The organism is Massilia sp. KIM, assembly GCF_002007115.1.
Taxonomy (GTDB): Bacteria; Pseudomonadota; Gammaproteobacteria; order Burkholderiales; family Burkholderiaceae_D; genus Telluria.
Genome location: NZ_MVAD01000001.1, coordinates 163,090 through 188,575 on the forward strand (window position 1 = coordinate 163,090; position 25,486 = coordinate 188,575).

A 25,486-nucleotide genomic window follows, 5' to 3' on the forward strand; every position below is an offset into this window, starting at 1 on the left:
CATGCCAGAACCGACCACCACGCCCAATCGCCCACGCAAGATCCTGCTCAGCGCGCTCGCCTTCGGGGCCGTCGCCCTGACCGGCATCCTGATCGTGCTCTACGCCTGGAAGCTGCCGCCTTTCCGCAGCACCCTGCAGAGCACCGAGAACGCGCTGGTGCGCGGCCAGGTGACCATCATCAGCCCCCAGCTGTCGGGCTACGTGGTCGAGGTGCTGGTGCAGGACTTCCAGCAGGTGCGCCAGGGCGAGCTCCTGATGCGCATCGACGACCGCATCCCGACCCAGCGCGTGGCCCAGGCGCGCGCCGAACTGGCCAACCGCCGCGCCGCGCTCGAGAACTTCGCGCAGAGCCAGCGCAGCGCCCAGGCCAGCATCGCGCAGGGGCAGGCCACGCTGGCCTCGAACGAGGCCCAGGCGCGGCGCGCCGAGGCCGACCTGCGCCGGGTCGAGGAACTGGCGGCCGACGGCTCGCTGTCGGCACGCGAGCGCGACGCCGCGCGCGCCGCGCGCGCCCAGGCGGTGGCGGCGCGCGACCAGGCCAGGGCCGCGCTCGAGATCGCGCGCCAGAACCTGGGCTCGGTGGACGTCAATCGCGCTTCGCTCGAAGCGGCGGTGGCCGGCGCGGAAGCGGCGCTCAGGCTGGCCGAGGTCGACCTGTCGAACACCCGCATCCACGCGCCGCGCGACGGCCAGCTGGGCCAGGTGACGGTGCGCCAGGGCGCCTACGTGAACGCCGGCGCCCAGCTCACCGCCCTGGTGCCGAAGCAGTTGTGGGTGATCGCCAACATGAAGGAAACCCAGATGGCCGACGTGCGCCTGGGCCAGCCGGTGCGCTTCACGGTGGATGCGCTCGACAACGCGATACTCCGCGGCCACGTCGAACGCATCGCGCCGGCCACCGGCTCGGAGTTCGCGGTGATCGCGCCCGACAACGCGACCGGTAATTTCGTCAAGATCGCCCAGCGCATCCCGGTGCGGATCAGCATCGACCCGGGCCAGCCGCTGGCGGCGCGCCTGCGGCCCGGCATGTCGGTGGTGGCGACCATCGACACCGCCTCAGCGCGCGGGGAGGCCCGATGAGGCGGCGCATGCTATTCGCGCCCTGCGCGGCGCTGCTGCTGGCCGCTTGCGGCATGGCGCCGCAGCCGGCGCCGCCTTCCTCGCTGGAGCTGCCCCACGGCTGGCGCACGCCGGCCAGCGCGCCCTCGCAGGCGGTGGACCGCGACTGGTGGCGGGCCTTCGGCGACCCGGCCCTCGACACCCTGGTGCGGCGCGCGCTCGACAACAACGGCGACCTCAGGATCGCGCGCGCGCGCCTAGAGGAATACGCGGCGCGCGTGCGGGTGGCCGAGAGCGCCCTCCTGCCGGCACTGAACCTGTCCTTCGCGCCGACCCGCGCGCGCGCCATCGGCCCGCTGGGCCAGCCGGTGGAAGTGACCTCGCTGGTCGGCAGCGTCCAGGCCAGCTATGAGCTCGACCTGTTCGGGCGCGTGGCCGAGACGGCGCGCGCGGCGCGCTTCGAGGCCGAGTCGCAGGAGGCGGCCCTGGACGCCGCGGCGCTGGCGGTGGCCGCCAGCACGGCTTCCGGCTACCTGAACCTGCTCGGCCTGGACGCGCAGCTGGCGCTGGCGCGCGAGACCCTGGCCTCGCGCCAGCGCTCCTATGCGCTGGCGCGCCACCAGTTCGAGGTCGGCTACAGCTCGCGCCTGGAGATGTCGCAGGCCGAGGCCGAGCTGCATGCCACCGCCGGCGCCGTGCCCCAACTGGAGCGCGCCATCGCCCAGCAGGAGCAGGCCCTGAGCCTGCTGCTGGGGGCGAGTCCCGGCCCGATCGCGCGCGGGGCCGGCCTCGCCGCGCTGCGCCTGCCGGCGCCGGAGCCGGGGCTGCCCTCGGAACTCCTGCGCCGCCGGCCCGACATCGCCCAGGCCGAGCGCCTGGTGGCGGCGGCGGACGCTGGCCTGGCCGCCGCGCGCGACCAGCTGCTGCCGGCGGTCCGCCTCAGCGCCTCGGTGGGAGCGGAGGGTTCCAGCCTGGCGCGCCTGCTGCGCTCTCCGGTGGAATTGTGGAGCATCGGCGGCAGCGTGCTGGCGCCGCTGTTCGACGCCGGCCGCCTGCGCGCCCAGGCCGAGATCGCGGCCACTGCCCGCGACCGCGCCGTGTTCACCTACGAGAACGTGGTGCGCACGGCCTTCGCCGAGACCGAGAACGCGCTGGCCGCCATGCGCTGGCTCGACCAGCAATTGCAGGAGGCCGAGGCGCGGCGGGTCGCGGCGGCCGAAGTGCTGCGGGTGGCCCACAGGCGCTACGCCAACGGCTACGCCTCCTATCTGGAAGAGCTGGACGCCCAGCGCAACGCCTTCAGCGCCGAGACCAATGTGCTGCAACTGCGCGCCAGCCTGCTGGCGGCCCACGTCGACCTGTACCGCGCGCTGGGCGGGGGCTGGGCGCCCGCGCCCTGAGCGGCCGCGCCGGCGGGCTGCTACAATCCGCCGGCCTTGCCAGAACCCCGCCGCATGAACCCGTCCGCTTCCAAACGTCCCCTCTGTGCCACCTGCCTGCGCGCCGCCGCGGCCTGCATCTGCCACTGGATCGCGCCGGTCGAGGCCCGCGCCGCGCTGCTGGTGCTCCAGCATCCGCTGGAGACGCGCAACGCCAAGAACAGCGCGCGCCTGCTGCACCTGAGCGTGACGGGCAGTGTGCTGGCGGTGGGCGAAAGCTTCGCGCTGGAGGAGCTCGATGCGCTGCTGTACGCAAACGGGCGCAGGCCCGTGTTGCTGTATCCCGACACCTCGGGCGACTCCCGGCTGCCGGCGCCGCCGGCCTGGGAGGAGGGGCCGGCCGCCGGCCTGCGCCTGGTGGTGCTGGACGCGACCTGGCGCAAGAGCCGCAAGATGCTGCACCTGAACCCGGCGCTGCAGCGCCTGCCGCGCCTGGCCTTGCGTGAGGTCGCGCCATCCGCTTACCGGATCCGCAAGGCCCACGCCCCGGATCAGCTGTCGAGCCTGGAGGCGGCCGCCCTGGCGCTGGGGCAGCTGGAAGGGGACGCGGCGCGCTTCCAGCCCCTGTTCGCCGCCTTCGACGGGTTTGTGGAACAACAAGCCGCCTACGATCCGCGCCTGAGCGGCACTTGAATGTTCAGTGAAGGCGGCGTACCATACTGTATAAATATACAGTATGAGGCCAGCCGTGCTTGAACCGAAACCTCCGATCCGCCGCGAGCCCGTGGACGAGCAGCCCCTGCTCGGTCCGCTGCCCCCGGTCGCCCGCAAGGGCAGGGGAGCGGTGTCCAACATCCAGGGCCGCTACGAGCTGAATGGCCGCGAGCGCTTCGACGATGGCTGGGAGCACGAGGACGACGAGCTTCCGGCCTTCCGCACCGTCGTCACCGACGAATACGCCAAGAGCATCCTCACGCGCAACACCTCGCCGGACATTCCCTTCAATGTCTCGCTGAATCCCTACCGGGGTTGCGAGCACGGCTGCATCTATTGCTTTGCGCGGCCCACGCACAGCTACCTCGGCCTGTCCCCGGGGCTGGACTTTGAAAGCCGCCTGTTCGCCAAGGTCAACGCGGCCGACCTGCTGCGGCGCGAGCTGGCCAGGCCAGGCTATGTGCCCGAGCACATCGCCATCGGCGTCAACACCGACGCCTACCAGCCCTGCGAACGCGACAAGAAACTCACCCGCCAGGTGCTGGAAGTGCTGTCCGAATGCCGGCATCCGGTCGGGCTGATCAGCAAGTCCGCGCTGATCGAACGCGACATCGACCTGCTGGCGCCCATGGCCGCGCAAGACCTGGCCTGCGCGGCGGTCACCATCACCACGCTCGACCCGCAGATCGCGCGCACGCTGGAGCCGCGCGCGGCGGCGCCGGCGCGGCGCCTGCGCACCATCCGCACCCTGGCCGAGGCCGGCATTCCCGTGAGCGTGAGCGTCGCGCCCATCATTCCCTTCGTCACCGAGCCGGAAATCGAACGCATTCTGGAGGCGGCTTTCGAGGCGGGCGCCAGCGGGGCCCACTACGTGGTGCTGCGGCTGCCCCACGAGGTCAATCCGCTGTTCCAGGAATGGCTGCAGGCCCATTTCCCCGACCGGGCCCAGCGGGTCATGAACCGCATCCGCGAGATGCGTGGCGGCAAGGACTACGACAGCGATTTTTCGCGCCGGATGCACGGGGAGGGCGTCTGGGCCGACCTGATCCGCCAGCGCTTCCACAAGACAGTGGAACGCCTGCGCATGACCGAGCTGCGCGGACGTTTCGGACGGCTCGACAGTTCCCAGTTCCGGCGGCCGGTCGTGGTGCCGCCTTCGGCGGGCAAGCAGTGCGGCAACGCGACCGGGCAGCTGGACTTGTTCTAGTCGGAGCAGGCGGGCGCCGGCGGCGCTGCGCATCGGTGCTGCCCCCGCACCAGCGCGGATCTTATCGGCGCTGCCCCGCCACCAGCGCTGACCCCAACGGTGCTGTCCAGCACCCGCGTCGCTAGGCCTCCGGCACGCGGTTGGCCAGCGGCTCACCGCGCTCGAAGGCCGTGATGCTGGCGATGGTGGTCTGCATGATCTGCCCGATGGCCTCGACAGTGAAGAAGGCCTGGTGGCCGGTTACGATCACGTTCGGGAAAGAGACCAGGCGCTGGATCACGTCGTCGCAGATGATGGTCGAGGACAGGTCCTGGAAGAACAGATTGGCCTCCTGCTCGTAGACGTCGATGGCCAGGCCGCCGAGCTGGCCGGTCTTGAGCGCCTCGATGGCGGCCTCGGTATCCACCAGGCCGCCACGGCTGGTGTTGACCAGGATGCTGCCGCGCTTGGCCTTGGCGAGCGTGGCCGCGTTCACGATGTGCCGGGTCTGCTCGGTCAGCGGGCAGTGCAGCGACACCACGTCGCTGCACGAGAGCAGTTCGTCCACCGTCACGTAGCGGCCGCCGGCATCCTCGAACGCGGGATTGCGGAAGGGATCGTGGCCGAGGATGGTGCAGCCGAACCCGGCCATGATGCGCGCGAAGATCGCCCCGATCTTGCCGGTACCGATCAGGCCAACGGTCTTGCCGTGCAGGTCGATGCCCATCAGGCCGTCGAGGTCGAAATTGCCGTCGCGGGTACGGGCGCTGGCGCGCGCGATTTTGCGGTTCACGGCCAGCAGCAGGCCGACGGCGAACTCGGCCACCGAATACGGCGAATAGTCGGTGACGCGTACCACGGCGATGCCAAGGCGGGCGGCCGCGCCGGTGTCGATGTGGTTGTAGCCGGTCGAGCGGGTCGCCAGCAGGCGCGTGCCCTGGGCCGCCAGCAGGGCCAGCACTTGCGCGTCGGCATTGTCGTTGACGAACACGCACACCGCTTCGCAGCCTTCCGCCAGCGCGGCGGTTTCCAGGCTCAGGCGGTCCTCCACAAAACGCAGCTCATGGCCGGCGGCCTCGTTGGCCTTGGCCAGCATCGTCCTGTCGTAGCGCCGCGCGCTGAATACCGCAGTCCTCATGGCGTCCTCCTTGTCCGGTGCCTACGCCAGTGTACGAGGATGGCGGCACCTGCCGAACACGGTTCGCCGGGCTCCCCGTTACCCGGCGTCGCCGACACGACCCACCTGGGCGGGCGCTTACTTCTTGCTGATCTTGTTGTGCACCTCGTTCACCATCATCAGCGCCGCCGAGCCGTAGAGCTTGTGGTAGTCGGCGACCATCTCGCCCTTGACGATCACCGGGTCGGCCGCCACCAGCTTTTTCGCTTCCTCGAGGTCCTTGGTGGTGAGCACGAAGATGCCGCGCCGGCCATCCACGCCGTCCAGCGGGCCGGCAAAGGCCAGCTTCTTCTCGGCGGCCAGCTTGTTGATGTTGGCGAAGTGCCCCTGGAACATCTTGGTGCGATCGGGCCCCTCCGGCACCCTGGTCGGGCCGGTCTTGAGAATGACCAGCACGTACTGGCGCATACCGTTGTCGTCGCCGCCGAGCGAGGCTGCAAGCGCGGCGTCGTAGCCCGGCGGGGGCGCGGCCTCGCTTTGGGCGAGCGCCTGGCCGCAAGACGCGGCCAGCAGGCCGCACAACAGGATTCGTTTCAACATAGGGGCTCCTCAGGACTGTTCTTGTGCCGCCTCCCGTCTTCAGCGGCAGGACGAGGAGGATCCGGCGCCGCTCCTGAAGGAGGGCGCACAGGCAGCGTAGCACGTTGACCGAATCGCAACAACGCCGGCGTTTTCGCCGCTTGCCGCTACCGGATTTACGCATCCCGGGTAAGTCGGACCAGATATATGCATGTTTGAGGCGGAATGTGATGATCCGAGGATTTTTGTTGTCTTTTTAATGCCAGAATACGCGCCTTCGAGTACCGGCGGACGATCACATGTCGGCCGGATCAGGGTGACGCGACGTGCTGAACAAGTGGCAGGTGAACGAATGCGGTGGATACAAAGGATAGGGCTGTCGGCGGCGATCGCCGCTGCGGCAGTCGGCTTTCTCATCGTCGAGGGTATCTTTGCCGATGAGGACGCGATGGCGCTGTTTGCCGTCATCGCCAGCCTCATGCTGCTGATGCGGCCCGAGCGCTTCTTCCACCCCAAGCCCAACGCCGAACCGGGCGTCCAGCCGGTGCGGGCGAGCCACACCCGCAAGCGCTGACTCCGCTCTCGCCGCCATGCCGGCTTGAGCTCGTGGCCGCTTCCGGCTAGGATGGCGGCCCCGGATGGAGGAGAGCAGGCATGCAGCGGAAGGTCAGGATGGTGGTGTTCGTGGGCGCGGAGTCGACCGGCAAGTCGACCCTGGCGCAGCATCTGGCGCGCACGCTCGGCGCCGGCTTCGTGCCCGAAATCGGCCGCTTCATCTGGGAAGAAAAGCAGGGCAGGCTGGACGCGGACGACTACGTCGAGATCGCCGAGCGCCACCGCGAGGCCGAGGACGCGGCGCTGGCCGCCTGCGCCGGCCCCTACGTGTTCGTCGACACCAATGCGCTCACGACCCTGCTGCTGGGCCGCTGCTTCGGCCAGGTGCCGGATCCGGTGCCGCCGGCGCTGCTGGGCTATGCGGACGAATGCCGCACCCGCTACCTCCACCATTTCGTGTGCGCCGACGACATTCCGTATGAGGAAGAGCCGGGCGTGCGCGAGAACGCCGCCTGGCGCACCCGCATCCAGCAACTGGTGCTGAAGGACCTCGACACGCGCCGCATCCCCTACACCGTGCTGACCGGGGACGTCGAAGCCCGCGCTGCGCGCGTGCAGCGGGTGCTGGCCGGGCTCGAGGCCTGAGCCTCAGGCATCGGGCTGCCTGACGCCGAGCGCGGCCAGGTGCCGCTCGATCTCGAACACGTGCTCGTCCGGCTTGCCCATTTCGCGCAGGGCCTGGGCCAGCGCCAGCAGGTATTCGCTGTTCGGGCCGCTCGGCCCGCGCGCCGAGGCGATCTGGCGCGCGATGTCGCGTTCCGAGGCCGGCCCCAGGTAGGCCGCGTTCTCGTGGGTGGCGATGTAGACGATGCCCTCGGCACTGCCGCCATCCTCGAAGTGCATCTCGGTCGCCAGGCGCAGGTAGCCGTTCTTTTCGCGGTGGTCGAGGTGGGCGAATTCCTCGGGCGTGACCAGGTAGGCCATGCCGTGGCAGATGGCGCCTGCCTCCGGCGCCAGGGTCACGACCCGGCCCGGATGGGTTTCGGTGCCGCGGTGGTCGTGCGAGCCCTGCCAGAAGCGCCGGGACCAGCCCCCGATGCTGGCCGGGCGCCGGTCGAGGAAGGGGAAGTCGGCCTTGAAGATCAGCGAGCCATAACCGAACAGCCACACGCTGTCGTGGCTGTCGAACTTGTCCATGCGCTGATTGATCGCGATGGTGTTGAGGGACATGCGGATTCCTGCTGCTGGGGAGACGCCGCATTGTAGCGCGGCGCGCCGCCCGGTACAGCGCTCAGGCGCGCGGGCGGGCGACGTACTCGGCCAGGAAGGCGATGAAGCTCTCGGCCGCCGGCGACAGCGAGCGCCCCGGGCGCGTGTAGATGAAGAAGCGGCGCGTCAGCTCCGGCTCGCCGAGCGGGCGCATGACCAGTCCGTACAGCCTGGCCAGCGGCTCGGCATAGGGCAGGCAGACCGTCACCCCGAGGCCGGCGGCGACCATCGCCAGCGCGGTGGTCATGAAGGTCACCTCGTTGGCGGGCTTGACCGGGGTCTCGCGCAGCGAGGCGTGCATGTCGTCCAGCAGGCGCTCGGTGAACTGGCCCTGCAGCGAGATGAAGGGGTGGCGCCCCAGATCCTGCCAGGTCACGCGCGCCTGCCGCTCCAGCGCGTGGCCCTTGGGGAAGACCAGCGCGAAGGGCAGCTCGAACAGCGGCTGGGCATGCAGCGGCGGGGCGGGTTCGCGCTCCGGGCCGACCCCCACGTCCGCCTCGCCCGAGAGCACGCGCGCGATCACGCCTTCGACCGCGGTGTCGGCCAGGCGCACCTCGATGTCGGGATGGCGCGCGCGGTAGGCCGCGATCGCTTCGGGCATCACGGTGCAGGACAGCAGCTGTGGCGCGGCGATGCGCACCACGCCCTTTTTCAGGCGGGTGTGATCGGCCACGTTAGCCAGCGCACCGTCGAGGTCATCGATCATCTGGCTAAATAAGGGATAGAGTTCGCGCCCGATGTCGGTCAGGCCGATCCGGCGGGTACTGCGGTCGAGGACCCGCGCACCCAGGGTTTGCTCCAATTCCTTGATCAAACCGGACAAAGCGGATTGAGTTATGTGCAACTGCTCTGCTGCAAGAGTAAAGTGACCAGTCTTGGCGACCGCCACGAAAGCACGCATCTGGCGCAGAGTGGGATTCATAAGATAATCCGATAAATCGAGCGGAAAATACTGGTTGTATGATAGTACGTTTTGTTTTGTAATGGCGAGGAACAAGATTTAGTGAAGGAAATATCATGAAACTCGCCAGCCTCAAGACCGGCGGCCGCGATGGCACCCTGGTGGTCGTGAGCCGCGACCTCGTGACCTGCCAGGCCGTCCCCGAGATCGCCCGCACCCTGCAGGCCGCCCTGGACGACTGGGACCGGGTCGCGCCGCGCCTGCAGGCCGTATATGAGCAGCTCAATGCGGGCAGCGCCGGCAAGGCCGAGTCCTTCCTCGAAGAAGAGTGCCATTCGCCGCTGCCGCGCGCCTACCAGTGGGCGGACGGCTCGGCCTACATCAACCACGTGGAGCTGGTGCGCAAGGCGCGCAACGCCGAGGTGCCGGCCTCGTTCTACACCGATCCGCTGATGTACCAGGGCGGCTCCGACTCCTTCGTCGGCCCGAACGACCCGATCATGGTCCAGTCCGAGGACTGGGGCGTGGACCTGGAAGCCGAGGTGGCGGTGGTCACCGGCGACCTGCCCATGGGCGCCACGGTCGAGCAGGCCGCGGCCGCCATCCGCCTGGTCATGCTGGTCAACGACGTCTCGCTGCGCAACCTGATCCCGAACGAGCTGGCCAAGGGCTTCGGCTTCTTCCAGTCCAAGCCGGCCAGCGCCTTCTCGCCGGTGGCGGTGACCCCGGACGAGCTGGGCGACGCCTGGCGCGACAGCAAGCTGTGCCTGCCGCTGCTGGTGACCCTCAACGACACGCCTTTCGGCCGCCCCAACGCGGGCGAGGACATGACCTTCAGCTTCGCCCAACTGGTCGCCCACGCCGCCAAGACCCGCGAGCTGGGCGCGGGCAGCATCATCGGCTCGGGCACGGTGTCGAACAAGCAGGGCAACCTGCACGGCTCGAGCATCGAGAACGGCGGGGTCGGCTACTGCTGCCTGGCCGAGGTCCGCATGTACGAAACCATCGAGCAGGGCGCGCCCCGGACGCCCTTCCTGCGCTACGGCGACACCGTGCGCATCGAAATGTTGGATACCAGCGGCGCCAGCATCTTCGGCGCCATCGACCAAGAAGTAGCGCCTTATCACTGGAGGCATCGATGAAGCTCTATACCTACTTCCGCAGCTCGGCCGCGTACCGGGTGCGGATCGCGCTGAACCTGAAGGACTTGCCCTACGAGGCGGTGCCGGTGCACCTGCTGCGCGGCGGCGGCGAGCATCACCAGGACGAGTACCGCAAGATCAACCCGAGCGGCCTGGTGCCGGCCTTCCAGGACGACTGGATCACCCTGACCCAGTCGATGGCGATCATCGAATACCTCGAGGAGAGCTACCCCGAGGTGCCGCTGCTGCCGCAGGATGCGCCGGGGCGCGCGCGGGTGCGCGAGCTGGCGCAGATCATCGGCTGCGACATCCACCCGATCAACAACCTGCGCGTGACCAGCTACCTGGTCAACCAGCTCGGGCTGCCGGAGCAGGCCAAGCGCGACTGGTACCGCCACTGGGTCATCGAGGGCCTTCGTTCGCTCGAGGCGCACCTGGCGCGCGATCCGGGCGCGGGGCCGTTCTGCCACGGCGACCGTCCGACCATCGCCGACTGCTACCTGGTGCCGCAGGTGTTCAACGCCCAGCGCTTCGACATCGATATCTCGGCCTATCCGAACATCGCGCGCATCAACGCGCTGTGCGTGGAGCTGCCGGCCTTCAAGGCGGCCCATCCCTCGCAGCAGCCGGACGCGGACTGAGAAGGGCGCGCGCCCTTGCTGTTCAGGACGTCATGGACTGCCGATCCTGGGGCTGGGAGTGCGCAGCGAGCGCGAGCCGATATGGTGTCTGAGATCGACAGGGCGCTGCTGAGCGGCGCGATCGGTGGCGCCATCGCAAACGTATTGTGCGTTTACCTGCGACGCTGGTTGAAAGACGCCTGCGATAAAAAAGATGCGGCCATGCTTCTGCACCACTATCGCGTGGCGATCTGGTCCGCGAACGTGCTTCTGTTTTGTGGCGGCCTGGCCGGAATCGCCGTGTACCAATTGGGATGGTTCGCCAGGGATGACTGGCGCGGCTTCGCCGTCTGCGTTGGCGCTGGCGGGTGCGCGGCGATGATCGCCTTGCTCCTTCTGTCTCTGGGCTTGCGGGGGACGCCGAAGGAAGCCCTTGTGGCCTACACCATCGCGCAACGCACGCCAGCCGTGCTCTTGTACGCCATCTTCGTTGCGCTGACAATGGCGTTCGTCGGCGCGGCGACCAGCCTGCTTACGGGCGTGTAACGAACGCTTGGCGCCGCGCGGCCTTGCCCTTAGTGTCGCGACTCCGGCCGGTCCGGCTCGGACGGCGTGGAGATTTCGTCGAGGGCGCGGTCGACCTGGGCCGAGTGCTTGGTCGCCATGTCGCCGAGCGAGACGATGCCGATCAGCTGGTGCGATTCCTCGTCCAGCACCGGAACGCGGCGGATCTGGACGTCGCCCATCTGGCCCAGCACCTCATCGACGGTCTGGGTGCTGAAGCAGGTGCGCACGTCGATGCTCATCACGTCCGCCACGCAGGTGGCGTCCGGCGCCTGGCCGGCTGCGGTCGAGCGCACCGTGATGTCGCGGTCGGTGATCATGCCGACCAGCTTGTCGCCGTCGCAGACCGGAATCGCGCCCACGTTCAGCTCATCCATCAACTGCGCCGCCCGGCGCACGCTCTCCTGCGGTGAAATCGTCTGCACGTCCGGTGTCATGATGTCCTGGATGGTTTGCATGCTTGCCTCCTGTTCGTTGGTCGAAGCCCCGGTGGGGGACGAGGGGATCATGCGCCGAAAGCTCAAAGGCGGACGCTAGATTGAAAGGTGGAATGCTCTCTCTAGGGGGCATGGATGAGGTAGTGGTGTGTACGAAAACTTGGGTTCCGGCCTTCGCCGGAACGACGCTGTTAGGGGACTGGGGACGGTCTGCAGGGTCAGCTTCGGACACGTACGTAAGCACGTCGTTCCGGCGCAGGCCGGAACCCAAGTTTGCCCGCAGAACGCAGGCGCCCGCTCTCGCCCGAAACAGCGCATACGCTACAATCCCGCCACGCCAAAACGCCGAACCCGCACCATGACCACCATCCCCACTCAACTGCTCCCCGCCCTCGACCGCGCCGACCCCTCCTGGCGCCCGATCCTGGAACAGGGCCTGCACGCGATGGCCGCCGCCAACCCCGGCTACCTGCCGGCCCTGGCGGTGGACGACTACCTGCCCACCGAAGACCGCCTGTTCGCCGCCTTCGCCCAGCCGCTGGAACAGGTCCGCTACGTGCTGGTCGGCGAAGGCCCTTATCCGCGCGCCGCCAGCGCCACCGGCGTCTGCTTCATGGATGGCGCCGTGGGCGAGCTGTGGTCCGAGGCCGGCCTGTCCAAGCCGGTCAACCGCGCCACCTCGCTGCGCAACTTCATGAAGATGCTGCTGGTCGCCTCCGGCCAGCTCCAGCCGGACGATACCGGCGGCGCAGCCCTGGCCCCGGTCGCCCAGGCCGCGCGCCAGGCGGGCGGCGGCGCCATCCAGACCCTGGCCGAGCTGCAGGACAATCTGCACCACCACGGCTTCCTGCTCCTGAACGCATCGCTGGTGTTCCGCAGCCACGTGGCCCCGGCCATCGACGCCCGCGCCTGGCTGCCTTTCCTGCAAACCGTGCTGGCAGCCCTTGGCAAGCAGCCGCAACGCCCCACATTGGTCCTGTGGGGCAAGATCGCCGAGCAATTGCGAAAGCTGCCGGAAACGGCCGGGCTGCCGCAGATCGTCGCCGAACACCCCTATAACCTGTCCTTCATCGGACACAAGGGCATGCAGGAATTCTTTGGCCCCATGCAGTTGCTGCGGGCACGCTGATCAATCAGAGGGAAGACGGGGAAGGGCGCCGGGCCGTTTTGGGGGGCGCCAAGACAAGACGCCGGCGTTTTGCTATACTTGACTAAATCGTTCAACTAATCGGGTTTTTAGCAGTCTGCAACGAGGAGATGTTGCGGCAGCCGATGTGATTTGAACAAGGGAAATATTTTAACACTAACCGGGGTTGAGATGCGTCTGACCACCAAAGGCCGTTTTGCTGTTACCGCGATGATCGATCTTGCCATGCGTCAAGGCAATGGTCCGGTCACGCTGTCGGGCATCAGCCAGCGCCAGGCCATTTCGCTGTCCTACCTGGAGCAGCTGTTCGGCAAGCTGCGCCGCCACGAGATCGTCGAATCGATCCGCGGCCCGGGCGGCGGCTACAGCCTGGCCCGCCCGGCGGAGAAGGTGACTGTCGCCGACATCATCATCGCCGTCGACGAGCCGCTCGACGCCACCCAGTGCGGCGGCAAGGAAAACTGTCACGGCGCCGACGCCGCCAGTGGCACACGATGTATGACCCACGAGCTGTGGACCACGCTGAATGCGAAAATGGTCGACTATCTCGATTCGGTCTCGCTGCAAGACCTGGTCGACCAGCAGAAGCAGAAGGAACAGAACGTCGTGGTGGTGCACCGCAGCCACGCCGCCGTCGGACAAAATTGAAGCATATTGGAGCTAACTGATGAACGCGCCTTTGGACAAGAAAACCGAGCAGAGCTTCGCGACTGCCCCCCACTTCCCGATCTACATGGATTACTCGGCCACCACGCCGATCGATCCGCGTGTGGCGGACAAGATGATCCCCTACCTGCGCGAGCAGTTCGGCAACCCGGCCTCGCGCAGCCACATGTACGGCTGGACGGCGGAAGCGGCGGTCGAAGAGGCGCGCGGCCACGTGGCCGCCATGGTCGGCGCCGACCCGCGCGAGATCATCTGGACCTCGGGCGCGACCGAGAGCAACAACCTGGCGCTGAAGGGCGCGGCCCACTTCTACAAGACCAAGGGCAAGCACATCATCACCGTCAAGACCGAGCACAAGGCCGTGCTGGACACCGTGCGCGAACTGGAGCGCCAGGGCTTCGAGGCGACCTACCTCGAACCCCAGGCCAACGGCCTGATCACCCTCGAGCAGCTCGAGGCGGCGATCCGTCCGGACACCATCCTGGTCTCGGTCATGCTGGTCAATAACGAGATCGGCGTGGTCCAGCCGATCGCCGAGATCGGCGCGCTGTGCCGCTCGAAGGGCATCATCTTCCACAGCGACGCGGCCCAGGCCGTCGGCAAGGTCGACATCGACCTCGAAACCCTGAAGGTCGACCTGATGACCTTCACCGCCCACAAGGTCTACGGTCCCAAGGGCATCGGCGCCCTGTACGTGCGCCGCAAGCCTCGCGTGCGCCTGGAAGCCCAGATGCACGGCGGCGGCCACGAGCGCGGCCTGCGCTCGGGCACCCTGCCGACCCACCAGATCGTGGGCATGGGCGAAGCCTTCCGCCTCGCCAAGGAAGAGATGCACAGCGAACTGGCGCGCGTGAAGGCGCTGCGCGATCGCCTGGCCAAGGGCCTGCTGGAGATCGAAGAGGTCTACATCAACGGTGACATGGACCACCGTGTGCCGCACAACCTGAACGTCTCGTTCAACTACGTCGAGGGCGAGTCGCTGATCATGGCGATCAAGGACATCGCCGTCTCGTCCGGCTCGGCCTGCACCTCGGCCTCGCTGGAACCGTCCTACGTGCTGCGCGCCCTGGGCCGCAGCGACGAACTGGCGCACAGCTCGATCCGCTTCACCATCGGCCGCTTCACGACCGAGGAAGAAATCGACTTCGCCGTCGACCTGCTGAAATCGAAGGTCGGCAAACTGCGCGAACTGTCGCCGCTGTGGGACATGTTCAAGGAAGGGATCGACCTGAACTCGATCCAATGGGCAGCCCACTAAACAACGCATTGAAGGAGCAATACCATGGCTTACTCGGACAAAGTCCTCGACCATTATGAAAACCCGCGCAACGTCGGCGCCTTCGACAAGGGCGACGACGCGGTCGGCACCGGCATGGTGGGCGCACCCGCCTGCGGCGACGTGATGAAGCTGCAGATCAAGGTCAACGATCAGGGCCTGATCGAAGACGCGAAGTTCAAGACCTACGGCTGCGGCTCGGCGATCGCTTCGAGCTCGCTCGTGACCGAATGGGTCAAGGGCAAGTCGCTCGACGAAGCGCTGGCCATCAAGAACACCCAGATCGCCGAAGAACTGGCTCTGCCGCCGGTCAAGATCCACTGCTCGATCCTGGCAGAAGACGCGATCAAGGCCGCCGTCGCCGACTACAAGGCCAAGCACGCCGACAAAGTCGCGTAACCACCGTCGCTAAGCAGCTGGAGAAACACATGGCAATCACCCTGACCGAAAAAGCAGCCAAGCACGTCAACCGTTACCTCGAGCGCCGGGGCAAGGGCATCGGCTTGCGCTTCGGCGTGCGCACCACGGGTTGCTCCGGTCTGGCCTACAAGCTCGAGTACGTCGACGAAGTGGCGCCGGAAGACAACATCTTCGAGTCGCACGGCGTCAAGGTCTTCGTCGACCCCAAGAGCCTTCCCTACATCGACGGCACCGAGCTGGACTTCGCGCGCGAGGGCCTGAACGAGGGCTTCCGCTTCAACAACCCGAACGTCAAGGACAACTGCGGCTGCGGCGAAAGCTTCCGCATCTGAGCATGCAGAACCACTTCGACCTGTTCCAGATCCCGGCCCGCTTCGACGTCGACCTGAACGCCCTGGACGCCGCCTACCGCGAAGTGCAGGGGCGGGTTCATCCGGACCGCTTCGTCAACGCCACCGACGCCGAGAAGCGGGTGGCGATGCAGTGGGCCACGCGCGCCAACGAGGCCTACCAGACCTTGCGCAACCCGCAAAAGCGCGCCCAGTACCTGATCGAGCTGAACGGCGTCGACCTGCAGACCGAGTCCAACACGGCCATGCCGATGGCCTTCCTGATGCAGCAGATGGAATGGCGCGAGGCCCTGGACGATGCGCGCGCCGGCAAGGATGTGGACGCGCTCGACGCGCTCGACGCCCAGGTCAAGCGCGAGCGCAAGCAACTGCTGGCGCAGGTCGGCCAGCAGCTCGACGGCGGCGATTACCAGGCCGCGGCCCAGAACGTGCGGGCCCTGATGTTCCTCGATAAATTCGGGGACGAGGTACAGTACGCGTTCGAGGCCCTCGAGGCATAGCGCAGCGCCGCGCGGGCGGCCAGGCCGCTTCCGCGCTCCATAAGAACAACCAGGTAACACCATCATGGCACTCCTCCAAATCGCCGAACCCGGCATGTCCACCGCGCCCCACCAGCACCGCCTGGCCGTGGGCATCGACCTGGGCACCACCAATTCCCTCGTGGCCACCGTGAGGAGCGGCAGCCCCGAAGTGCTGAGCGACGAGGACGGCCGCGCGCTGCTGCCATCGGTCGTGCGCTACCTGCCCAACGGCCACGCCAACATCGGCTTCAAGGCCCAGGCCCACCGCACCACCGACCCGCGCAACACCATCGTCTCGGTCAAGCGCTTCATGGGCCGCGGCCTGAAGGACATCGCCCACGCCGAGAACATGCCCTACGACTTCGTCGATGGGGGCGGCGAGGGCGGTCACGGCATGGTGCAGATCAACACCGTCGCCGGCCGCAAGAGCCCGGTCGAGATCTCGGCCCAGATCCTGGCCACCCTGCGCCAGCGCGCCGAGGATTCGCTGGGCGACGAGCTGGTGGGCGCCGTGATCACCGTGCCGGCCTATTTCGACGACGCCCAGCGCCAGGCCACCAAGGACGCGGCCCAGCTCGCGGGCCTGAACGTGCTGCGCCTGCTGTCGGAACCGACGGCGGCCGCCATCGCCTACGGCCTGGACCACGGCAAGGAAGGCATCTACGCGGTCTACGACCTGGGCGGCGGCACCTTCGACATCTCGATCCTCAAGCTGTCCAAGGGCGTGTTCGAGGTGCTCTCCACCGGCGGCGACTCGGCCTTGGGCGGCGACGACTTCGACCACCGCCTGTTCTGCTGGATCGTCGAGCAGGCCAAGCTGGCCCCGCTGTCGGAAGAGGACACCGCGACCCTGATGGTCAAGGCGCGCCAGGCCAAGGAACTCCTGTCGACCAACGACGAGACCATCATCGATGCGATCCTGAAGTCGGGCGAACTGGTGCACGTGACCATCAGCGCCCACACCTTCGCCGAGATCACCAAGCACCTGGTGACCAAGACCATGAACGCCATCCGCAAGGCCATGCGCGACGCCAACGTGGCGGTCGAGGACGTGGACGGCGTGGTGATGGTGGGCGGCGCGACACGCATGCCGCACGTGCGGCGCGCGGTGGGCGACTTCTTCCACACCATCCCGCACGCCAACATCGACCCGGACAAGGTGGTGGCGCTGGGCGCCGCCATCCAGGCCAACCTGCTGGCCGGTAACCGCGCCGAGGGCGACGACTGGCTGCTGCTGGACGTGACCCCGCTGTCGCTGGGCATCGAGACCATGGGCGGGCTGGTGGAAAAGATCATTCCGCGCAACTCGACCATTCCGGTGGCGCGCGCCCAGGAATTCACGACCTTCAAGGACGGCCAGACCGCGCTGGCGGTGCACGTGGTGCAGGGCGAGCGCGAGCTGGTGTCGGATTGCCGCTCGCTGGCGCGCTTCGAGCTGCGCGGCATCCCGCCGATGGCGGCCGGCGCGGCGCGCATCCGCGTGACCTACCAGGTGGACGCGGACGGCCTGCTGTCGGTGTCGGCGCGCGAGATGCGTTCGGGCGTGGAAGCCTCGATCACGGTCAAGCCGTCCTACGGCTTGGGCGACGACGAGGTGGCGCGCATGCTGCAGGATTCCTACTCGTCGGCCCAGGTCGACATGCAGCTGCGCGCGCTGCGCGAAGAACAGGTCGAGGCCGAGCGCATCCTGCTGGCGACCCAGTCGGCGCTGGACGCCGACAGCGAGCTGCTCAGCGAGGCAGAGCGCGCGGAACTGGAGAAGCTGGAGCAGGGCGTGCGCGAAGCCATCGCGGTGTCGCAGGATGCGGCGCTCGATTCCGGCAAGCGCCAGAGCCAGCTCCACGATGCGGTGCAGGCGCTGGCCAAGGGCACCGAAGACTTCGCGGCCCGCCGCATGGACAAGAGCGTGCGCAAGGTCTTGGCCGGCAAGTCGCTGGACGAGGTGTAATGCAGTAGGGGCCAGGCGTCCGCACACCGGCCCGCTACCGTTTTGACCCATAGCGTCAGAACGTCATCCCGGCGAAGGCCGGGATCCAAGTTTGTTCGCACACCACTGGCGTTCCAACCAAGTGGGGGCTCAGGCAAACGTGGATTCCGGCTGGGCCGCCCAGGCCGTCGCCGGAGTGACGTATCCAGTACGACGCATAGAACAACGGTGCTTGTCGCCGAACGATTAATTAACGAGGTAACCCAAGTGCCACAAATCGTCATCCTGCCCCACCCGGTGTTCTGCCCCGAAGGCGCCGTCCTGGAAGCCCCGCAGGGCAAGTCGGTCTGCGACGTCCTGCTCGAGAACGACATCGAGATCGAACACGCCTGCGACCGCGTGTGCGCCTGCACCACCTGCCACGTGATCGTGCGCGAAGGCTTCGACTCGCTCAACGAGCTCGAGGAAAAGGAAGAGGACATGCTCGACAAGGCCTGGGGCCTGGAGCCGAACTCGCGCTTGTCCTGCCAGGCCATCGTCGCCGAGGAAGACCTGGTGGTCGAGATCCCGAAGTACACCATCAACCACGCAGCAGAGAAGAACCACTGAGCAGCCATGAAATGGACTGACGTGCAGGCCATCGCCGAGGCCCTCTACGAGAAATACCCGGACGTCGATCCGGCCACGATCCGCTTCACCGACCTGCACAACTGGGTGGTGGGCCTGGACGGGTTCGACGACGACCGCGCGCGCGGCGGCGAGCGCGTGCTGGAAGCGATACAGGCGGCATGGATCGATGAAGCACGCTAAGCAGGCCACCAGGGCCGCGGCCCCGTCCGCCCCCGAGCTGCCGCCGGAAGTCCGGCCGGGCCAGTCGATCGAGCTGCTCAAGGAGCTGCACATCCTGACCCGCGACGGCAAGCTGAACCAGGACAGCCGCCGCAAGCTCAAGCAGGTCTACCACCTGTACAACTTCATCGAGCCCCTGCTCAAGGACGTCCAGGAACAGAAGGGCGGCGGGGTGTCGCTGGTCGACCACGGCGCCGGCAAGTCCTACCTCGGCTTCATCCTCTACGACCTGTTCTTCAAGGGACAGGAGCAGGGCGGCCACATCTACGGCATCGAGACCCGTGAAGAGCTGGTGCAGAAGTCGACCGAGCTGGCCGCGCGCCTGGGCTTTGGCGGCATGTCCTTCCTGCCGCTGTCGGTGGCCGAATCGACCACCTCGAGCAGCCTGCCGGAACGGATCGACATCGTCACCGCCCTGCATGCCTGTAACACCGCCACCGACGACGCCATCGACTTCGCCCTCAAGAAGCAGGCCAAGCACATGGTGCTGGTGCCCTGCTGCCAGGCCGAAGTGGCCTCGGTGCTGCGCAAGAACAAGGGCAAGGACCTGGGCCGCAGCGCGCTCACCGAGATCTGGCGCCACCCGATCCACACCCGCGAATTCGGCAGCCAGCTCACCAACGTGCTGCGCTGCCTGCAGCTCGAAGCCCATGGCTACCAGGTGACCGTGACCGAACTGGTGGGCTGGGAACACTCGATGAAGAACGAGCTGATCGTCGCCACCTACAAGAACCTGCCGCGCCGCCGTCCGGCCGAGCGCCTCGACGAGGTGATGTCGGAGCTGGGCCTGCAGGAAATGAAAGCACGCTTCTACACCCCGCAGGCGGCCGGCGCCGCCGGCGAATAAACCTGGAACAGCACATGGACAAGTGGATCGACCTGCGCAGCGACACCGTGACCCAGCCCTCGGACGCCATGCGCGCCGCGATGGCAGCCGCCGAGGTGGGCGACGACGTGTATGCGGACGACCCTTCGGTCAAGCGCCTGCAGGACTATGCGGCCGAGCTGTTCGGCTTCGAGGCGGGCCTGTTCGCGCCGAGCGGCACCCAGACCAACCTGATCGCGCTGATGACCCATTGCGGCCGCGGCGACGAATACCTGGTCGGCCAGGAAGCCCATACCTACAAGTACGAAGGCGGCGGCGCCGCCGTGCTGGGCAGCATCCAGCCGCAGCCGATCGCCAACCAGCCGGACGGCTCGATCCTGCTGGCGGACATCGAGGCCTACATCAAGCCGGACGACATGCACTTCGCCCGCACCCGCCTGCTGGCGCTGGAAAACACCATCGGCGGCCGCGTGCTGGGACAGGACTATATGGCGGCGGCGACCTCGCTCGCGCATGGCAAGGGCCTGGCGACCCACCTCGACGGCGCGCGCATCTGCAACGCGGCGGTCAAGCAGGGCATCGGACTGCGCGCGGCGGTGGCCGGTTTCGATACCGTGTCGGTCTGCCTGTCCAAGGGCCTGGGCGCGCCGGTCGGCTCGGTGCTGCTGGGGCCGAAGGATTTCATCGAACAGGGCAAGCGCTGGCGCAAGATGCTGGGCGGCGGCATGCGCCAGGCCGGCGTGCTGGCCGCGGCAGCCCAGTACGCGCTCGAGCACAACGTCAAGCGCCTGGCCGAGGACCATGACAACGCGGCCCTGCTCGCGCGCGGCCTGGCCGGCATCGAGCAGCTCGCGGTCGGCACGCCGCAGACCAACATCTTCTGGATGGACGTGCCGGCGGCCGCCTGCGGGCCCCTGCGCGAGCACCTGGCGCGCGCCGGCATCAAGGCTTCGATCGGCCCCAAAACTCGCCTGGTGACCCACCTCGACGTGAGTGCCGCCGACGTGGCGCGCACGGTGGCCGCGTTCAAGGCCTTCTTCGCCGAGTGGCGCGCGTGATGGGCGACGACGGCATCCGCCTGGCCAAGCGCGTGGCCGAACTGAAGGGCTGTTCGCGCGCCGATGCCGAACGCTACATCGCCGGCGGCTGGGTGACGGTGGACGGCGAACCCGCCGAGGACCCGGCCTCGCGCGTCACCCCGTCGCAGACGGTGGCGCTGCTGCCCGGCGCCCAGGCGGTGGAGCCGCTGCCGGTCACGATCCTGCTCAACAAGCCTGCCGGCGCGGACCTCGACGCCGCGCTGGCCTGCCTGCGCCCGGAAACCCTGGTGCAGGAAGGGCGGGGCGGCCAGCGTTTCCTGCGCCGCCACCTGAACAAGCTGACCCTCGCCACGCCGCTCGACACGGCCGCCGAAGGCCTGGTGGTGTTCAGCCAGGACTGGCGCGTGCTGCGCAAGCTGGTCGAGGAGGCGGCGCGCATCGAGCACGAGTACGTGGTCGAAGTCGACGGGCAGATGGCCGGCGAAGGCCTGGCCGGTCTCAACCGGCACTTCAAGGCCAGCTGGCAGAACGAGTCGCGCCTGCGCGTCGCCGGCAAAAATATCCAGCCGGCGCAGATCGAGCGCGCCTGCCTGGAGGCCGACCTGCGCGTGCGCGCCATCCGCCGCCTGCGCGTCGGCCGCATTCCACTGGCCAGCCTGGCGGTCGGGCACTGGCGCTATGTTCACGAGGCCGAACGCTTCTGAGCCCGCCGGGCATTTGTTTCCGAATGTGTCGGGGCAGGGCGTGAAACACAAGCGGGTGCAATAGCGGCCCGATCATGAAATATCCAGGATAAGTTGCGGCGGTGTAATAGACACATCCGGCGGCGAGCAACACAGCGCGCGGAACGAGTCTGACAATCGCCTTGAATGTCCACCTATCCTGGAGAAGAACATGATTGACGCCATGAATCCGAAGCGCCGCAATTTCCTGAGCACTGCCTCGCTGAGCCTGGTGGCCGCGGCCACCCAGCTGGGCCTCACCGGCGACGCCCTCGCCGCCGCCGCCTCAACCGGCACCGCCACCGGCAACGGCATCTCGCCCGCCACCAACACCTTCAGCGAGATCAAGCAGATCCGCGCCGGCGTGCTGAACGTGGGCTATGTCGACATCGGCCCGCGCGAAGGCTACCCGGTGCTGCTGCTGCACGGCTGGCCCTACGACATCCATGCCTTCATCGACGTCGCCCCGATCCTGACGGCGGCGGGCTACCGCGTGATCATCCCCCACCTGCGCGGCTACGGCAGCACCACCTTCCTGTCGAAGGACACGCCGCGCAACGGCCAGCAATCCACCTTCACCGCCGACATGATCGCCTTCATGGATGAGCTCAAGATCTTCCAGGCCATCGTGGGCGGCTTCGACTGGGGTGGCCGCATCGCCAATACCCTGGCCGCGCTCTGGCCGCAGCGCTTCCCGGCGATGGTCTCGGTGAGCGGCTACCTGATCGGCAGCCAGGAGGCCAACCGCAAGCCCCTGCCGCCGAAGAAGGAACTGGAGTGGTGGTACCAGTACTATTTCGCCACCCCGCGCGGCGAGCAGGGCTACCGGGAGAACACCCACGAGTTCGCGCGCCTGATCTGGGAGCTGGCTTCGCCGCAGTGGAAGTTCGACGACGCCACCTTCGCCCGCTCGGCCAGGTCGCTCGACAACCCCGATCACGTGGCCATCACGATCAGCAACTACCGCTGGCGCCTGGGCCTGGCGCCCAGCGAGAAACGCTACGAGCAACTGGAGAAGGCGCTCGCAGCCTTCCCGGAGATCAAGGTGCCGTCGATCACGCTCGAAGCCGACGCCAACGGCGCGCCCCACCCGGACCCCAAGGCCTACGCCAAGCGCTTCACCGGCAAGTACGAGCACCGCGACCTGAACGGGCGCGGCATCGGCCACAACCTGCCGCAGGAGGCGCCGCGCGACTTCGCCCAGGCCATCCTCGACGTCGGCAAGTGGATTTGAGGAAGGGGCGGCCAGGTCACGATCTTGTCATCTTCACATCCTAAGCTGTCGGGTTTTCAACTTGGGATTGTGATAATGTCTTTCCGTGATCTGCCGACCCCTTCGAAGCCCCTCCGCATGTTCCTCCTGACCCTGCTGGCCGCCGGCGCCCTGAGCGCCTGCGGCGGCGACAGCGATGAAGATCCGACCCCACGCACGCTGGCGCTGGAAAAGATTGGAAGCTATAACGGCGGCGCCGTCGGCGCGGCCGAGATCACGGCCTATGACGCGGCCAGCAAGCGCCTGTTCGTGGTCAACGGCGCCAACGGCACGGTCGACGTGCTCGACCTGTCGAACCCGGCCGCGCCGGCGCGCGTGGGCACGATCAGCGTGGCCAGCATGGGCGCGGCGGTCAACAGCGTCGCCGTCCACGACGGCCTGGTGGCGCTGGCCATCGAAGCCAAACCCAAGACCAGCCCGGGCACCGTCGCCTTCTACAACGCCGCCGACCTCAAGCTCCTGAACAGCGTCAAGGTCGGCGCGCTGCCCGACATGCTGACCTTTACGCCGGACGGCCTCAAGGTGCTGGTCGCCAACGAAGGCGAACCGAACAGCTACGGCCAGGCCGACTCGGTCGACCCGGAAGGCTCGGTCAGCATCGTTACCGTCAACCGCGGCGCCACGCCCACGGTCGCGAGCGCCGACTTCAAGGCCTACATCGGCCAGGAAGCGGCGCTGCGCGCCCAGGGCGTGCGCCTCTACGGTCCGGGCGCCAATGCCGCCCAGGATATCGAGCCCGAGTACATCGCCGTCTCCGCCGATGGCCGCACCGCCTACGTGACCCTGCAGGAAAACAATGCGGTCGCGGTGGTCGACGTCGCCACCGCGCGCGTCAGCGCCATCAAGCCGCTCGGCACCAAGAACCACAACCTGGCCGGCATGGGCCTCGACCCCTCGGACGAGGACGGCGTGGCCAACACCAATGACGGCAAGCCGGCGGTGAAAATCGGCCAGTGGCCGGTCAAGGGCATGTACCTGCCCGATGCGATCGCCTCTTTCAGCGTCGACGGCAACCAGTACCTGATCACCGCCAACGAAGGCGATGCGCGCGCCGACTGGCCGGGCTTCAACGAGGAAACCCGGGTGCGCGCGCATTGCACCGCGGGCCTCGACCCGGCCGTGTTCGCGGACGTTGCCAACCTGATCCTCGATTCCAACCTCGGCGCCTTCGCATCACGGCAACGCCGAACGGCGGCAGCGCCGGCAAAAACGCCGCCGGCCAGTGCAACGAGCTGTACGCCTTCGGCGCGCGCTCGTTCTCGGTCTGGGACGCCAACCTGAACCGTGTCTACGACTCGGGCGACGAGTTCGAGAAGAACACCCAGGCTTTGTCCAACGGCCGCTTCAACGCCAGCAACGACAACGACAGCCTCGACAGCCGCAGCGCCTCCAAGGGTCCGGAGCCGGAAGGCGTGGTGGTCGGCAAGTTCGGCAAGAAGACCTATGCCTTCGTCGGCCTGGAGCGCATCGGCGGCGTGATGGTCTATGACGTCAGCAAGCCGGCCAGCGCCAGCTTCGTCACTTACCTGAACACCCGCAACAACGCCACCGGCGACCTCGGTCCCGAGGGCCTGGCCCTGATCCCGGGCGACAAGTCGCCGAACGGCAAGCCGCTGCTCGTCATCGGCAACGAGGTCAGCGGCACGACCGCGATCCTGCAGATCAATCTGCAGTATTGAGCGTTCTCAGCGCGGCGGCTCGACGGCGAGGTCCATGGTCGCCGTGTCGGTGTCCGTGGGCAGGGGCTTGCCGAACAGGCTCAGCCAGGCAAAGCCCAGGATGCCGGCGCACAGCGAGGCCAGCAGGATCGCCATCTTCGAGGCGTTGATCACATCCGCCTGGCCGGCGAAGGCCAGGTTGGTGATGAAGATCGACATCGTGAAGCCGATGCCGCCCAGCAGGCCGGCGCCGAGGATGTGGCGCCAGGACAGGTCGAGCGGCAGGCGGCACAGGCCCAGCAGCACGGCGCCCAGGCTGAACAGGGTGATGCCGACCGGCTTGCCGATGACCAGGCCGGCCAGGATGCCCAGGCTGTTCGAGGCGCCCAGCTCGTCCATCGCATCGGCGCCGATGGTGATCCCGGTGTTGGCCAGCGCGAAGATCGGCAGGATCAGGAAGGTCACCGGCAGGTGCAGGGCGTGCTCCAGCCGGTGCGAGGGTGAATCCGTATCGTCCTGCTGCTCGGAATAGGGGATGGCGAAGGCCAGCAGCACGCCGGCGATGGTCGCGTGCACGCCCGACTTGAGCATCAGGAACCACATCACCGCGCCGCCCAGCAGGTAGGGCCACAGCAGCGTGATTTTCAGCACCCGGTTCATGCCCAGCAGCAGGGCGAACAGGACGAGCGCGCCCACCAGGTAGGCGAAGGCCAGATCGGCCGTGTAGAACAGGGCGATCACCACGATCGCGCCCAGGTCGTCCATCACGGCCAGGGCGGTGAGAAAGATCTTCAGCGAAGCCGGGACGCGGCTGCCCAGCAGGGCCAGCACGCCAAGGGCGAAGGCGATGTCGGTCGCCATCGGAATGCCGACCCCGGCCTGGAAGGGTGTGCCGGCGTTCAGCGCGAAATGGATCAGGGCCGGCACGCAGATGCCGCCCGCGGCCGCCACGATGGGCAGCAGGGCATGGCGCAAGTCGGACAGCTCGCCATTGACCAGCTCGCGCTTGAGCTCGAGGCCGATCAGGAGAAAGAAGATGGCCATCAGGGCATCGTTCACCCACAGCTCCACGCTCAGGCCGGCGACCACCGTGTGCCAGAAGCCGAGGTAGGCGGGCGCGTAGGCCGAGTTCGCCAAGACCAGCGAGGCGAAGGTGCAGAGGATGAGGACGAAGGCGCCGCTCTTCTTGGAACGGAAGAAGAGTTCGAAGGCGAGGGAAAGCTGTTTCTGGATCGAAGCGGTAGCGGTCATGGGTTCAGGTCGCGCGAGGGCCGCGCGGCGGCCCGAC

30 protein-coding genes are annotated in these 25,486 nt (G+C 67.6%); 24 read left to right on the forward strand and 6 right to left on the reverse strand.

Annotation, left to right across the window (positions count from 1 at the left end; translation table 11 throughout):
• Position 1 precedes the first annotated feature (1 nt).
• Genes B0920_RS00770 through B0920_RS00785 form a run of 4 tightly spaced genes read left to right on the forward strand, consistent with a single transcriptional unit; the run spans position 2 to position 4,360 of the window.
• Positions 2 to 1,081, forward strand: coding sequence for an HlyD family secretion protein (locus tag B0920_RS00770; RefSeq protein ID WP_078030695.1), 1,080 nt, complete (start codon positions 2 to 4; stop codon positions 1,079 to 1,081).
• An 8-nt stretch (positions 1,082 to 1,089) separates the two neighbouring features.
• Entirely contained in the window at positions 1,090 to 2,460 is a 1,371-nt protein-coding gene (locus tag B0920_RS00775; protein WP_229455091.1) for an efflux transporter outer membrane subunit, read from the forward strand.
• Between the two features lie 54 nt (positions 2,461 to 2,514).
• Entirely contained in the window at positions 2,515 to 3,132 is a 618-nt protein-coding gene (locus B0920_RS00780; RefSeq protein WP_078030697.1) for a tRNA-uridine aminocarboxypropyltransferase, read from the forward strand.
• Between the two features lie 43 nt (positions 3,133 to 3,175).
• Positions 3,176 to 4,360: a PA0069 family radical SAM protein gene (locus B0920_RS00785; protein ID WP_078030698.1), complete on the forward strand. Its 1,185-nt coding sequence runs from the start codon at positions 3,176 to 3,178 to the stop codon at positions 4,358 to 4,360.
• A 121-nt stretch (positions 4,361 to 4,481) separates the two neighbouring features.
• On the opposite strand, the gene B0920_RS00790 is transcribed toward B0920_RS00785, so the two are convergent.
• Together B0920_RS00790 and B0920_RS00795 are read right to left on the reverse strand one after the other, a co-directional pair.
• Positions 4,482 to 5,477: a 2-hydroxyacid dehydrogenase gene (locus tag B0920_RS00790; RefSeq protein WP_078030699.1), complete on the reverse strand. Its 996-nt coding sequence runs from the start codon at positions 5,475 to 5,477 to the stop codon at positions 4,482 to 4,484.
• Between the two features lie 117 nt (positions 5,478 to 5,594).
• On the reverse strand, positions 5,595 to 6,056 hold the full coding sequence (locus tag B0920_RS00795) for a YciI family protein (RefSeq protein ID WP_143745590.1): 462 nt from the start codon (positions 6,054 to 6,056) through the stop codon (positions 5,595 to 5,597).
• Between the two features lie 190 nt (positions 6,057 to 6,246).
• Between B0920_RS00795 and B0920_RS25320 the strand changes: the two genes are divergently transcribed.
• Positions 6,247 to 6,609, forward strand: coding sequence for a hypothetical protein (locus tag B0920_RS25320; RefSeq protein WP_143745591.1), 363 nt, complete (start codon positions 6,247 to 6,249; stop codon positions 6,607 to 6,609).
• 80 nt (positions 6,610 to 6,689) lie between these two features.
• Entirely contained in the window at positions 6,690 to 7,235 is a 546-nt protein-coding gene (locus B0920_RS00805) for an AAA family ATPase (protein ID WP_078030701.1), read from the forward strand.
• A gap of 3 nt (positions 7,236 to 7,238) precedes the next feature.
• On the opposite strand, the gene B0920_RS00810 is transcribed toward B0920_RS00805, so the two are convergent.
• Positions 7,239 to 7,820 carry a gamma-glutamylcyclotransferase gene (locus tag B0920_RS00810; RefSeq protein ID WP_078030702.1) on the reverse strand — a complete coding sequence of 194 codons (582 nt, stop codon included), beginning with the start codon at positions 7,818 to 7,820 and terminating at the stop codon, positions 7,239 to 7,241.
• A 61-nt stretch (positions 7,821 to 7,881) separates the two neighbouring features.
• Positions 7,882 to 8,781, reverse strand: a complete 900-nt coding sequence (locus B0920_RS00815) for a LysR family transcriptional regulator (protein WP_078030703.1) — start codon at positions 8,779 to 8,781, stop codon at positions 7,882 to 7,884.
• 95 nt (positions 8,782 to 8,876) lie between these two features.
• Between B0920_RS00815 and B0920_RS00820 the strand changes: the two genes are divergently transcribed.
• The 3 genes from B0920_RS00820 (at position 8,877) to B0920_RS00830 (ending at position 11,068) form a co-directional block, all read left to right on the forward strand.
• On the forward strand, positions 8,877 to 9,902 hold the full coding sequence (locus tag B0920_RS00820) for a fumarylacetoacetate hydrolase family protein (protein WP_078030704.1): 1,026 nt from the start codon (positions 8,877 to 8,879) through the stop codon (positions 9,900 to 9,902).
• Positions 9,899 to 10,543, forward strand: a complete 645-nt coding sequence (gene maiA, locus B0920_RS00825; protein ID WP_078030705.1) for a maleylacetoacetate isomerase — start codon at positions 9,899 to 9,901, stop codon at positions 10,541 to 10,543. The genes B0920_RS00820 and maiA overlap by 4 nt, the downstream gene beginning before the upstream one ends.
• Before the next feature lie 81 nt (positions 10,544 to 10,624).
• On the forward strand, positions 10,625 to 11,068 hold the full coding sequence (locus tag B0920_RS00830; RefSeq protein WP_078030706.1) for a hypothetical protein: 444 nt from the start codon (positions 10,625 to 10,627) through the stop codon (positions 11,066 to 11,068).
• Between the two features lie 29 nt (positions 11,069 to 11,097).
• On the opposite strand, the gene B0920_RS00835 is transcribed toward B0920_RS00830, so the two are convergent.
• On the reverse strand, positions 11,098 to 11,544 hold the full coding sequence (locus B0920_RS00835; protein WP_218669323.1) for a CBS domain-containing protein: 447 nt from the start codon (positions 11,542 to 11,544) through the stop codon (positions 11,098 to 11,100).
• A 337-nt stretch (positions 11,545 to 11,881) separates the two neighbouring features.
• Between B0920_RS00835 and B0920_RS00840 the strand changes: the two genes are divergently transcribed.
• The 15 genes from B0920_RS00840 to B0920_RS26185 all read left to right on the forward strand — a co-directional run bounded on the left by B0920_RS00840 (position 11,882) and on the right by B0920_RS26185 (position 24,219).
• On the forward strand, positions 11,882 to 12,652 hold the full coding sequence (locus B0920_RS00840) for a uracil-DNA glycosylase (RefSeq protein ID WP_078030707.1): 771 nt from the start codon (positions 11,882 to 11,884) through the stop codon (positions 12,650 to 12,652).
• A 189-nt stretch (positions 12,653 to 12,841) separates the two neighbouring features.
• Positions 12,842 to 13,318 carry a Fe-S cluster assembly transcriptional regulator IscR gene (gene iscR, locus B0920_RS00845; RefSeq protein ID WP_078030708.1) on the forward strand — a complete coding sequence of 159 codons (477 nt, stop codon included), beginning with the start codon at positions 12,842 to 12,844 and terminating at the stop codon, positions 13,316 to 13,318.
• 19 nt (positions 13,319 to 13,337) lie between these two features.
• Positions 13,338 to 14,594, forward strand: coding sequence for an IscS subfamily cysteine desulfurase (locus tag B0920_RS00850; protein WP_078030709.1), 1,257 nt, complete (start codon positions 13,338 to 13,340; stop codon positions 14,592 to 14,594).
• 24 nt (positions 14,595 to 14,618) lie between these two features.
• Positions 14,619 to 15,011, forward strand: coding sequence for a Fe-S cluster assembly scaffold IscU (gene iscU, locus B0920_RS00855; protein ID WP_078030710.1), 393 nt, complete (start codon positions 14,619 to 14,621; stop codon positions 15,009 to 15,011).
• A 29-nt stretch (positions 15,012 to 15,040) separates the two neighbouring features.
• Positions 15,041 to 15,364, forward strand: coding sequence for an iron-sulfur cluster assembly protein IscA (gene iscA / locus B0920_RS00860; protein WP_078030711.1), 324 nt, complete (start codon positions 15,041 to 15,043; stop codon positions 15,362 to 15,364).
• Positions 15,365 to 15,366: 2 nt separating this feature from the next.
• Positions 15,367 to 15,882: a Fe-S protein assembly co-chaperone HscB gene (hscB, locus tag B0920_RS00865; RefSeq protein ID WP_078030712.1), complete on the forward strand. Its 516-nt coding sequence runs from the start codon at positions 15,367 to 15,369 to the stop codon at positions 15,880 to 15,882.
• A gap of 64 nt (positions 15,883 to 15,946) precedes the next feature.
• Positions 15,947 to 17,851 (forward strand): Fe-S protein assembly chaperone HscA, encoded by a 1,905-nt coding sequence (gene hscA, locus B0920_RS00870; protein ID WP_078030713.1) that lies wholly within the window; start codon positions 15,947 to 15,949, stop codon positions 17,849 to 17,851.
• Between the two features lie 246 nt (positions 17,852 to 18,097).
• A complete protein-coding gene (fdx, locus tag B0920_RS00875; RefSeq protein ID WP_078030714.1) occupies positions 18,098 to 18,439 on the forward strand; it encodes an ISC system 2Fe-2S type ferredoxin in 342 nt (113 codons plus the stop codon).
• Positions 18,440 to 18,445: 6 nt separating this feature from the next.
• Positions 18,446 to 18,640, forward strand: coding sequence for a Fe-S cluster assembly protein IscX (gene iscX / locus B0920_RS00880; RefSeq protein WP_078030715.1), 195 nt, complete (start codon positions 18,446 to 18,448; stop codon positions 18,638 to 18,640).
• The gene (locus tag B0920_RS00885) at positions 18,627 to 19,526 is read left to right on the forward strand and encodes an SAM-dependent methyltransferase (RefSeq protein WP_078030716.1); all 900 of its coding nucleotides are present in this window, start codon (positions 18,627 to 18,629) and stop codon (positions 19,524 to 19,526) included. Before iscX ends, B0920_RS00885 begins: the two co-directional genes overlap by 14 nt.
• A gap of 14 nt (positions 19,527 to 19,540) precedes the next feature.
• Entirely contained in the window at positions 19,541 to 20,563 is a 1,023-nt protein-coding gene (gene ltaE / locus B0920_RS00890) for a low-specificity L-threonine aldolase (RefSeq protein WP_179119058.1), read from the forward strand.
• A complete protein-coding gene (locus tag B0920_RS00895; RefSeq protein WP_078030718.1) occupies positions 20,563 to 21,249 on the forward strand; it encodes an RNA pseudouridine synthase in 687 nt (228 codons plus the stop codon). Before ltaE ends, B0920_RS00895 begins: the two co-directional genes overlap by 1 nt.
• 190 nt (positions 21,250 to 21,439) lie before the next feature.
• Complete coding sequence (locus B0920_RS00900; RefSeq protein ID WP_078030719.1) at positions 21,440 to 22,501, forward strand: alpha/beta fold hydrolase; 1,062 nt, start codon at positions 21,440 to 21,442, stop codon at positions 22,499 to 22,501.
• Between the two features lie 117 nt (positions 22,502 to 22,618).
• A complete protein-coding gene (locus tag B0920_RS00905) occupies positions 22,619 to 23,821 on the forward strand; it encodes a choice-of-anchor I family protein (protein ID WP_229455093.1) in 1,203 nt (400 codons plus the stop codon).
• Entirely contained in the window at positions 23,713 to 24,219 is a 507-nt protein-coding gene (locus tag B0920_RS26185; RefSeq protein WP_373887888.1) for a hypothetical protein, read from the forward strand. The genes B0920_RS00905 and B0920_RS26185 overlap by 109 nt, the downstream gene beginning before the upstream one ends.
• A 6-nt stretch (positions 24,220 to 24,225) precedes the next feature.
• Here the strand turns inward: B0920_RS26185 and nhaA are convergent, their stop codons facing one another.
• Positions 24,226 to 25,449 (reverse strand): Na+/H+ antiporter NhaA, encoded by a 1,224-nt coding sequence (gene nhaA / locus B0920_RS00910; protein WP_078030720.1) that lies wholly within the window; start codon positions 25,447 to 25,449, stop codon positions 24,226 to 24,228.
• Positions 25,450 to 25,486: the final 37 nt, after the last annotated feature.

What these genes read in the sequence shown, in the direction of transcription:
- iscA (WP_078030711.1), top strand. Translation starts at nt 15,041, where the DNA reads ATGGCAATCACCCTGACCGAAAAAGCAGCCAAGCACGTCAACCGTTAC.
- B0920_RS00835 (WP_218669323.1), bottom strand. Translation starts at nt 11,544, where the DNA reads ATGCAAACCATCCAGGACATCATGACACCGGACGTGCAGACGATTTCA.
- B0920_RS00820 (WP_078030704.1), top strand. Translation starts at nt 8,877, where the DNA reads ATGAAACTCGCCAGCCTCAAGACCGGCGGCCGCGATGGCACCCTGGTG.
- iscU (WP_078030710.1), top strand. Translation starts at nt 14,619, where the DNA reads ATGGCTTACTCGGACAAAGTCCTCGACCATTATGAAAACCCGCGCAAC.
- B0920_RS00885 (WP_078030716.1), top strand. Translation starts at nt 18,627, where the DNA reads ATGAAGCACGCTAAGCAGGCCACCAGGGCCGCGGCCCCGTCCGCCCCC.
- nhaA (WP_078030720.1), bottom strand. Translation starts at nt 25,449, where the DNA reads ATGACCGCTACCGCTTCGATCCAGAAACAGCTTTCCCTCGCCTTCGAA.
- hscB (WP_078030712.1), top strand. Translation starts at nt 15,367, where the DNA reads ATGCAGAACCACTTCGACCTGTTCCAGATCCCGGCCCGCTTCGACGTC.
- B0920_RS00790 (WP_078030699.1), bottom strand. Translation starts at nt 5,477, where the DNA reads ATGAGGACTGCGGTATTCAGCGCGCGGCGCTACGACAGGACGATGCTG.
- B0920_RS00780 (WP_078030697.1), top strand. Translation starts at nt 2,515, where the DNA reads ATGAACCCGTCCGCTTCCAAACGTCCCCTCTGTGCCACCTGCCTGCGC.
- B0920_RS00900 (WP_078030719.1), top strand. Translation starts at nt 21,440, where the DNA reads ATGATTGACGCCATGAATCCGAAGCGCCGCAATTTCCTGAGCACTGCC.
- B0920_RS00905 (WP_229455093.1), top strand. Translation starts at nt 22,619, where the DNA reads ATGTTCCTCCTGACCCTGCTGGCCGCCGGCGCCCTGAGCGCCTGCGGC.
- iscR (WP_078030708.1), top strand. Translation starts at nt 12,842, where the DNA reads ATGCGTCTGACCACCAAAGGCCGTTTTGCTGTTACCGCGATGATCGAT.
- maiA (WP_078030705.1), top strand. Translation starts at nt 9,899, where the DNA reads ATGAAGCTCTATACCTACTTCCGCAGCTCGGCCGCGTACCGGGTGCGG.
- B0920_RS00785 (WP_078030698.1), top strand. Translation starts at nt 3,176, where the DNA reads ATGAGGCCAGCCGTGCTTGAACCGAAACCTCCGATCCGCCGCGAGCCC.
- B0920_RS00850 (WP_078030709.1), top strand. Translation starts at nt 13,338, where the DNA reads ATGAACGCGCCTTTGGACAAGAAAACCGAGCAGAGCTTCGCGACTGCC.
- B0920_RS00840 (WP_078030707.1), top strand. Translation starts at nt 11,882, where the DNA reads ATGACCACCATCCCCACTCAACTGCTCCCCGCCCTCGACCGCGCCGAC.
- iscX (WP_078030715.1), top strand. Translation starts at nt 18,446, where the DNA reads ATGAAATGGACTGACGTGCAGGCCATCGCCGAGGCCCTCTACGAGAAA.
- B0920_RS25320 (WP_143745591.1), top strand. Translation starts at nt 6,247, where the DNA reads ATGTTTGAGGCGGAATGTGATGATCCGAGGATTTTTGTTGTCTTTTTA.
- hscA (WP_078030713.1), top strand. Translation starts at nt 15,947, where the DNA reads ATGGCACTCCTCCAAATCGCCGAACCCGGCATGTCCACCGCGCCCCAC.
- B0920_RS00810 (WP_078030702.1), bottom strand. Translation starts at nt 7,820, where the DNA reads ATGTCCCTCAACACCATCGCGATCAATCAGCGCATGGACAAGTTCGAC.
- B0920_RS00895 (WP_078030718.1), top strand. Translation starts at nt 20,563, where the DNA reads ATGGGCGACGACGGCATCCGCCTGGCCAAGCGCGTGGCCGAACTGAAG.
- B0920_RS00770 (WP_078030695.1), top strand. Translation starts at nt 2, where the DNA reads ATGCCAGAACCGACCACCACGCCCAATCGCCCACGCAAGATCCTGCTC.
- B0920_RS00775 (WP_229455091.1), top strand. Translation starts at nt 1,090, where the DNA reads ATGCTATTCGCGCCCTGCGCGGCGCTGCTGCTGGCCGCTTGCGGCATG.
- B0920_RS00815 (WP_078030703.1), bottom strand. Translation starts at nt 8,781, where the DNA reads ATGAATCCCACTCTGCGCCAGATGCGTGCTTTCGTGGCGGTCGCCAAG.
- B0920_RS00795 (WP_143745590.1), bottom strand. Translation starts at nt 6,056, where the DNA reads ATGTTGAAACGAATCCTGTTGTGCGGCCTGCTGGCCGCGTCTTGCGGC.
- ltaE (WP_179119058.1), top strand. Translation starts at nt 19,541, where the DNA reads ATGGACAAGTGGATCGACCTGCGCAGCGACACCGTGACCCAGCCCTCG.
- B0920_RS00830 (WP_078030706.1), top strand. Translation starts at nt 10,625, where the DNA reads ATGGTGTCTGAGATCGACAGGGCGCTGCTGAGCGGCGCGATCGGTGGC.
- B0920_RS00805 (WP_078030701.1), top strand. Translation starts at nt 6,690, where the DNA reads ATGCAGCGGAAGGTCAGGATGGTGGTGTTCGTGGGCGCGGAGTCGACC.